The sequence below is a fragment of the Mucilaginibacter sp. genome, from assembly GCF_028288105.1.
Classification (GTDB): domain Bacteria; phylum Bacteroidota; class Bacteroidia; order Sphingobacteriales; family Sphingobacteriaceae; genus Mucilaginibacter.
In genome coordinates this window covers 1-6,817 of sequence record NZ_JAQBOI010000251.1, presented here as the reverse complement: position 1 = coordinate 6,817, position 6,817 = coordinate 1, and the positions used below count along the sequence as shown (strand labels likewise).

At 44.7% G+C, this 6,817-nt stretch carries 6 protein-coding genes; 2 read left to right on the top strand and 4 right to left on the bottom strand.

The features are described 5' to 3' along the window. Positions 1-9 precede the first annotated feature (9 nt). Both asnS and JWQ85_RS17035 read left to right on the top strand, forming a co-directional pair. Positions 10-1,395, top strand: a complete 1,386-nt coding sequence (gene asnS, locus JWQ85_RS17040; RefSeq protein WP_299470124.1) for an asparagine--tRNA ligase — start codon at positions 10-12, stop codon at positions 1,393-1,395. Positions 1,396-1,746: 351 nt separating this feature from the next. Beyond that, the gene (locus JWQ85_RS17035; RefSeq protein ID WP_299470122.1) at positions 1,747-2,199 is read left to right on the top strand and encodes an SRPBCC family protein; all 453 of its coding nucleotides are present in this window, start codon (positions 1,747-1,749) and stop codon (positions 2,197-2,199) included. 174 nt (positions 2,200-2,373) lie between these two features. On the opposite strand, the gene JWQ85_RS17030 is transcribed toward JWQ85_RS17035, so the two are convergent. From JWQ85_RS17030 to JWQ85_RS17015, 4 genes are all read right to left on the bottom strand, one after another. Next, positions 2,374-3,306, bottom strand: coding sequence for a hypothetical protein (locus JWQ85_RS17030; protein WP_299470120.1), 933 nt, complete (start codon positions 3,304-3,306; stop codon positions 2,374-2,376). Between the two features lie 4 nt (positions 3,307-3,310). After that, complete coding sequence (locus JWQ85_RS17025) at positions 3,311-4,495, bottom strand: M20 family metallopeptidase (protein WP_299470118.1); 1,185 nt, start codon at positions 4,493-4,495, stop codon at positions 3,311-3,313. Then, positions 4,488-4,967 (bottom strand): SPOR domain-containing protein, encoded by a 480-nt coding sequence (locus tag JWQ85_RS17020; protein WP_299470116.1) that lies wholly within the window; start codon positions 4,965-4,967, stop codon positions 4,488-4,490. The genes JWQ85_RS17025 and JWQ85_RS17020 overlap by 8 nt, the downstream gene beginning before the upstream one ends. 128 nt (positions 4,968-5,095) lie before the next feature. Next, on the bottom strand, positions 5,096-6,817 hold a 1,722-nt coding region (locus JWQ85_RS17015; RefSeq protein ID WP_299470114.1), incomplete at its 5' end, for an SEC-C metal-binding domain-containing protein.

Below are 6,817 nucleotides of genomic sequence, written 5' to 3'. Positions count from 1 at the left end.
AAAACCGATATTGATGTAACTGTTAAAGGATGGGTACGCACCTTCCGTAACAATCAGTTTATTGCTTTAAATGATGGCTCAACCAATAACAACCTGCAAATTGTTGTTGATTTTGAGAACACCGATCCCGCTTTATTAAAACGCATTACCACCGGTGCTGCCCTTAGTGTTAGCGGCAGGCTTGTTGCCTCGTTAGGTAAAGGCCAAAGTGTTGATGTTAAAGCAACCCACATAGAAATACTGGGCGATAGCGACCCCGAGAAATACCCTTTACAACCCAAAAAACATAGCCTTGAATTTTTACGCGAGATAGCGCACCTGCGTTTCCGCACCAATACATTCGGGGCTATATTCAGGGTTCGTAATACGCTATCGTTCGCTATACATACCTTTTTCCAGGAACGTGGTTTTGTTTACCTGCATACCCCTATTATTACCGCGAGTGATGCAGAGGGTGCCGGCGAAACTTTCCATGTAACCAACTTTGATCTGGCTAACCCGCCAAAAACCGAAACCGGCGAAATAGATTTTAAACAAGACTTTTTTGGTCGTGCCACTAACCTTACCGTATCCGGCCAGCTGGAAGGCGAACTGGGTGCAATGGCACTGAGCGATATTTACACCTTCGGCCCTACCTTCCGTGCCGAAAACTCAAATACTACCCGCCATCTGGCCGAGTTTTGGATGATTGAGCCCGAAATGGCTTTTTATGACCTGAAAGACAACGCCGACCTGGCCGAGGAATTACTGAAATATGTTATCCGCTACGCGCTGGATAAGAACAAAGATGATATCGAGTTTTTAAGTCAGCGTTTGTTAGACGAAGAAAAACAGAAACCACAGCAGGACCGCTCTGAACTTAATTTGTTAGAGAAACTGCAGTTTTGTTTAGAAAATGATTTTGAGCGTTTAACTTATACCGAAGCGATTGAGATCCTGAAAGAATCTACCCCGAACAAGAAGAAGAAATTCCAGTACCTGATTGAAGGCTGGGGTACCGACTTACAATCAGAACATGAGCGTTACCTGGTTGAGAAACACTTTAAAAAACCGGTGATCCTTACAGATTATCCTAAAGAGATAAAATCATTCTACATGCGCCAGAACGACGACGGCAAAACCGTTGCCGCTATGGATATCCTGTTCCCGGGTATCGGCGAAATTGTAGGTGGTTCGCAACGTGAGGAACGCCTTGATAAACTGGAGCAACGCATGGACGAGATAGGCATCCCTAAAGATGAGCTTTGGTGGTACCTGGATACCCGCCGTTACGGTGGTTGCCCGCATGCCGGTTTTGGTTTAGGCTTCGAGCGTTTAGTACTGTTTGTTACCGGTATGGGCAACATCCGCGACGTGATCCCTTTCCCAAGGTTCCCTAAGAACGCGGAATTTTAATCAAAAATGGGACATAAGATAGTTTGCTTAACATGCAGGAAGTCCTTTAGCAAAGGGCCCGGCAATCTTCATGTCCCCGAAAAATGTCAGGAGTGTGGTGATAATTATGTGAGCTATCCTCAAAGATTTAGGCCTCCAGGTAAAAGCGACCTGCAAGCATGGAAGGTTGTTCATTTTTTGTATGAAAACGGATTTATCTATCAGCATATTTTAACAGATCTATTAAATTATAAATCGGATAGTTATGCAGAATATCCTGAAAATTTAACCGACGCTAAAGAATTCGTTATTAAATATCAATCCCAAGCAATAAAACATACGACCCTCTCCTAACGAGAGGGTTTTTTATTTATGCCGACAATAGAATTAACTACAACCATCAACGCCCCTATCCAACGATGTTTCGACATTGCGAGGGATATTGATGTGCATGTAGCATCTACCAAGCACACCGGCGAGCAAGCCATTGCGGGCCGTACCAGCGGCTTAATAGAGCTTGGCGAAACCGTAACCTGGCGGGCAAAACATTTTGGTATCTGGCAAAATCTCACCTCAAAAATAACCGGCTTTAATTCCCCGTGTTTCTTTGCAGACGAAATGGTAAGTGGCACTTTCAAAAGCTTCCGCCATGAACATTATTTTACCGGGGATGATAAGCAAACTGTTATGCGGGATGTGTTTATTTTTGAATCACCTTTAGGAATATTGGGCAAGCTGGCTAACTGGCTGTTTCTGAAAAGGTATATGACCAATTTACTGGTGAAGAGGAATTTGGTGATAAAGGAAGTGGCGGAGAAGGGATAATTTCGGCTAAAGCCGCTATTTCTGGCTTACTATCCGTTGGCTGAAGCCAACGGCAATGAATATGTCATCAGGAAATTTCGTAATCTATTAAACCCTTTTTCTAATCATTGCCGTCCCATTTATGGGACGAAACAGAGAGATGTTGGTATTGGCTTTAGCCAAACAAATCAGCTGTTACTCCCTCTTATAATCCTTATGCACAATTAAAAAGCTGGCGCGTTCCTCTTTGTGGAAGGGGATATCCCAATTGCCCTGATAAGTTATTTTGATGGGTAGCAATTCACCGTCGAACTTATTTAGCTCGATATTCATCTGCACGTTAAAATCAAACAGCATATTGCTGTACTTCATGTCAATGTAACGCCCCAGTATCTGGAAGTTATTCATATCAAAGATGGTGGTCATCTCCTGTATCATTACATCATCTTCGGCGGTACTTGGCTTGCGGATAACCTTAAAACGGTACACCGGGATACTATCCAGATACTTCCCCCGGGCAAACTCATAGTTGTAATACTGCCGCATTTCAGAGCCAAATATTTCTGTTTTACTGCTGATAAATGGCAGGCCGGATACCTTCCTTCCCGGCGTAAATACCAGTGTTTTAAGCTTGGCTTTGTATCCCTCGTTCTTGCCTTTGTTTGCCACCGATGTGCCTGCGCTTTTTACAAAATCGGCGTTGTAAGCATTCATGAAGATATAGTCAAACATCTCTACTGTGTATAGCTGGTACTTACCGTTCTTTTTCAAAACGTTGCCGCTATCGCGTTTGGTGATATATTCAACTTTGTGCACCCCTGCCTGGTTGTTGTGCAGTAATTTACGGTATACTTTGCCGTTAATCTTATTCTTTTTATCGTAACTAAAAATGCGGTTCTCGGCTGTGAAGGAATAAGCCTTCATATTTTGAAACGCTTTATAGAAACTGGTATCGGCCATTACCGCATCAATAAAATCCTGCGCACGCAACCTGTGCGAGCGGATGTTCACCGCCGAATCAATCACTATCGTAAGGATAGTATCCGGATTAAAACGCTGTATTTGTTGCGCCTGGGAGTTGAAGGCCAAAAGCAGAAGGCAGGAAGCTAAAATTATTCTTTTAGCCATAGAATTAATTACCCAACTGCTTAACGGCAAGGTAAGCCATCAGCCCAACGCTTTGTTCCAGCGCGCTTTCTTCTATATCAAAGGTTGGGGTATGCACCGAAGATGTAATTCCGCGACTTTCGTTACGGGTACCCAGGCGGTAAAAGCAAGAATCTGCAACCTGCGAATAATAAGCAAAGTCTTCTGCTGCCATCCAGATATCCAGGTCGAGCACATTTTCCTTACCCAAATAGTCCTCGGCATGGCCACGGGTATTGGCGGTTAATTTCTCCTCGTTGATCAGGAAAGGGTATCCCCTCATAATATTGAACTCGCAGCTGCCGCCCATGCTTTCGGCAATACCTTCGGCCATTTTCTTGATCTTGATATGCGCCTCGTTGCGCCATTTCTCATCCATGGTACGGAAGGTGCCTTCCAGGTAAACCTCGTTTGGTATAACGTTGGTAGCGCCATTGGCAATAACTTTACCAAATGACAATACCGATGGACTTTTAGGGTCGGCAGAACGGCTTATAATTGTTTGCAGAGCCGTTAGTATATGCGCGGTGATAATAACCGGGTCAACGTTTTGTTGTGGTTGCGCGCCGTGGCCGCCTTTGCCCCTTACGGTAACATAAAGCTCATCTGTTGAGGCCATGTATTTACCCGCACGGAAACCAACTTTACCGGCATCTATCAACGGCATAACGTGCTGACCGATAACAGCGGCAGGTTTGGGGTTTTCCAGTACGCCTTCTTTTATCATCAAACTTGCACCGCCCGGCAATTTCTCTTCTGCCGGTTGAAAAATAAGTTTTATAGTACCACCGAACTCGCTTTTTAAGTCGGTTAATATTTTGGCTACACCTAACAGCGACGAAGTATGCACATCGTGCCCACAGGCGTGCATTACGCCCGGGTTTTGCGATTTATAGGAAACATCATTAGTTTCGGTAATAGGCAACGCATCCATATCCGCGCGCAGCGCCACCACCTGATCTGACGGTTTATCGCCTTTTATTAAAGCCACCAGGCCGGTATCAGCCATTTTATGGTATTCCAAACCCAGCTCTTCCAGCTTATTTGCTACAAATACCGATGTTTCTACTTCGTGGAAAGAAAGTTCGGGATGCGAATGCAAGTGCCGGCGATTGGCCACTACATCATTAAAAATATCTTTTGATAGCTGCTGGATCTTTTCTTTAATCATTGCTGATAACCGTTTTGGGTGGATTTATTTTTTCGGATACGATGAACATCGCCGGGAATAATGATTTTAATTCTTCCTTCATACGTTCGGCCTCAATGCGCGATCTGAAATCGCCTGCCCTTACTTTAAAGTTTGGCTCGCGGTAAATGATATAGGTACGCATTTCGGGGAACTCTTTATTAAACTTTCCCTGCGCGTTAAAGGCCGCGCTGCGGCTACTGCCGCTGTAGATCTGCACACGATAGCCGTATGATGAGGAATAGCCCGCCGTACTACCACCGCCACTGCCACTGCCTTTGTTAAGGCTGGCACGTTTGGCTAAAAGGGTATCAAATAATGGCGGGGCCACTACCTGTACCTTACCGCGGGTGGTTTGTGCTGATGCTTTGACCGAGGCCAGTATCAGCGCAAAAAAAAAGCAATATTTGATGAGGCTTACAGGAGCTTTATTATCAAACATTGCTTTTTTCATTTTTGTATTTATTCAACAAACGTTGTCATGCCGAACTTGTTTCGGCATCCCACTCGCAAAGTCGATTGCATAGTGGTCAACCGTCCTGAGGGATCCTGAAACAAGTTCAGGATGACTTTTATATTTTATTAATTTAACCCTACGCCGTGGCAGTTTTTGTATTTTTTACCGCTACCACATGGGCAAGGGTCATTCCTGCCTATTTTTTGCTCAACCTTTACAGGGGTTGGTTTGTGAATTTCGCGGGTATCATCCATCGGCATACCGTTAGCTTCGCTTACCAGCTCAGGTTTTGAAGTACGCATGTTCCTCAGGTCGAGCTTTGGCTGAGGTTTTGCCTCACGTACCTGCTCCGGCTCCTGCTGAACCGGGATACCGCCTCTAAACAAGAAGCTAACCAATTCTTTGTTCACGTTTGATAACATCTGGCGGAATAATTCAAAAGCTTCGAACTTATAAACCAACAATGGGTCTTTTTGTTCGTAAACCGCGTTTTGTACAGATTGCTTTAACTCATCCATTTCGCGCAAATGCTCTTTCCAGGCATCATCAATAAGATAAAGAGTTACATTCTTCTCGAATGATTTAAACACTTCCACACCTTTGTTCTCCACCGCTTTTTTAAGCGGGACAGAAACCTGTAAACCATGGATACCATCAGAGAAAGGCACTACAATGTTTTCCACGTACTGGCCGCGGGTATCATAAACATCTTTCAATACAGGGTATGCCTGTTGTGCAACAGCTTCGGCTTTGCGTTTGTAGAAGTTGCTAACCTCTATAAAAGTACTTTCAACCAAAGTTGGGATATTGGTGTTTGAAAATTCTTCCGCGGTAAGTTCGGTATCTACCGAGAACAAACGGATAACTTCCAGTTGGAAACCTTCGTAGTTGTTGGCCTCTTTGTATTCGGTTACCACATCTTCAATAACATCAAATACAGTATTGCTCAAATCAACATCAAGGCGCTCGCCAAACAGGGCGTTCTTACGTTTAGCGTAAATTACGGTACGCTGTGAGTTCATCACATCATCATACTCCAGCAAACGCTTACGGATACCAAAGTTATTTTCTTCTACTTTCTTCTGTGCACGTTCAATTGATTTAGAGATCATTGAGTGCTGTATTACTTCGCCCTCTTCGATACCCATACGCACCATTAGGTTTGAGATCCGCTCTGACCCGAATAAACGCATCAGGTTATCCTCTAACGATACAAAGAACTGAGACGAACCCGGGTCACCCTGCCTACCGGCACGGCCACGCAACTGCCTGTCTACACGGCGCGATTCGTGGCGCTCGGTACCTACAATAGCTAAACCACCGGCTTCTTTTACATTTGGGCCTAATTTTATATCCGTACCACGGCCTGCCATGTTGGTAGCAATGGTTACGGTACTACTCTGACCAGCTTCGGCAACAATATCCGCCTCTTTCTGGTGCATTTTAGCATTCAGTACGTTATGTTTAATACCGCGCAGCTTAAGCATACGGCTCAATAATTCCGAGATCTCCACCGACGTTGTACCTACCAGTACCGGTCTGCCGGCCTTTGTTAGTTTTTCAATTTCTTCGGCAACGGCATTATATTTTTCGCGGATGGTACGGTAAACCAGGTCCTGCATATCTGCACGGCTGGTTGGCGTATTGGTTGGTATCTCTACCACATCCAGTTTGTAGATCTGCCAAAACTCACCTGCTTCGGTAACGGCAGTACCCGTCATACCACAAAGCTTGTGGTACATCCTAAAGTAGTTTTGCAGCGTTACAGTAGCAAAGGTTTGTGTTGCATCCTCAACCTTAACATTTTCTTTAGCCTCGATAGCCTGGTGCAAACCGTCAGAGTAACG

Excerpts from the sequence above, each read along its gene's own strand:
- JWQ85_RS17035 (WP_299470122.1), top strand. The coding sequence starts at position 1,747 with ATGCCGACAATAGAATTAACTACAACCATCAACGCCCCTATCCAACGA.
- JWQ85_RS17030 (WP_299470120.1), bottom strand. The coding sequence starts at position 3,306 with ATGGCTAAAAGAATAATTTTAGCTTCCTGCCTTCTGCTTTTGGCCTTC.
- JWQ85_RS17025 (WP_299470118.1), bottom strand. The coding sequence starts at position 4,495 with ATGATTAAAGAAAAGATCCAGCAGCTATCAAAAGATATTTTTAATGAT.
- JWQ85_RS17020 (WP_299470116.1), bottom strand. The coding sequence starts at position 4,967 with ATGAAAAAAGCAATGTTTGATAATAAAGCTCCTGTAAGCCTCATCAAA.